Raw genomic sequence first — 920 nt, 5'->3', positions numbered from 1 at the left:
TGCCTTGCAAACGGGATGTGTTCATATAATTTATTATGAAGTTATGGCCTGTGTTGACTGGCATTGCGCTCTCTTTCACTCTTATAGCATGTAAGGCCCCGACACCACCTAAAGGTGTGCAGCCGATTACAAATTTTGACGCCAACCGCTACCTCGGAAAATGGTATGAAATAGCTCGCCTCGAGAACCGGTTCGAACGTGGTCTGGAACAGGTCAGCGCTACTTATGGAAAACGGAACGACGGAGGGATTCGTGTACTTAACCGTGGATACGATCCAACGAAAAATAAATGGAGCGAGAGCGAAGGTAAAGCATACTTTACTGGAGATACTAAAACTGCAGCATTGAAGGTTTCGTTTTTTGGCCCCTTCTATGGTGGCTATAATGTAATCAAACTGGATGATGAGTATAAGTATGCTCTTGTCAGTGGTCCGAACAGAGAATACCTATGGATTCTGGCAAGGACCCCAACTATTCCAGATAAAGTAAAAGCAGACTATGTGCGAACCGCTCAAAAGTTGGGATTCAATGTCAATGAATTATTATGGGTTAAACAATAAAATCCCTACCCGAAATAATACTTATTAGAAAAAAACCAGCCTTTGGGGAGGCTGGCTAAATCAGGAAACAAGCTGTTATATGATAATAACTACGTTGCGATTCCAACATTTAAAATGTTAGACTAATGACAATCAGACAGCAACTTTTCCTTTAATTATTTCGAACAATCAGCATCCATCTCCAATCGGAGATCCAACACCATCAGCATACCCTCCACTACGCCCTCAGCTTTCTGGAGCATCCTGCCAACCCAACAATCAGATCGCCCATGCTTACGTGCAAGCGCCATAAAAGTCATGCCGCCGACATAATAGTCCACCAATAAATCATGCAAATCGCTGTTGTTCTTTTTCAGACGG

The 920-nt window shown here is 42.9% G+C and carries 2 protein-coding genes; one reads left to right on the top strand and one right to left on the bottom strand.

The window, feature by feature from the left end; genetic code table 11:
- The first annotated feature begins 35 nt into the window (after nt 1-35).
- Nucleotides 36-560 carry a lipocalin family protein gene (locus EQY_RS0122315; protein ID WP_000780581.1) on the top strand — a complete coding sequence of 175 codons (525 nt, stop codon included), beginning with the start codon at nt 36-38 and terminating at the stop codon, nt 558-560.
- Nucleotides 561-715: 155 nt separating this feature from the next.
- On the opposite strand, the gene EQY_RS0122310 is transcribed toward EQY_RS0122315, so the two are convergent.
- On the bottom strand, nt 716-920 hold a 205-nt coding region (locus tag EQY_RS0122310; RefSeq protein ID WP_000306703.1), incomplete at its 5' end, for an antiterminator Q family protein.

The organism is Escherichia sp. TW14182 (assembly GCF_000208525.1).
In the GTDB taxonomy this organism is placed as follows: Bacteria; Pseudomonadota; Gammaproteobacteria; order Enterobacterales; family Enterobacteriaceae; genus Escherichia; species Escherichia ruysiae.
This window is presented reverse-complemented; position numbering and strand designations above follow the sequence as displayed.

Coding starts and splice junctions, on each gene's coding strand:
- EQY_RS0122315 (WP_000780581.1), top strand. CDS start 36: ATGAAGTTATGGCCTGTGTTGACTGGCATTGCGCTCTCTTTCACTCTT.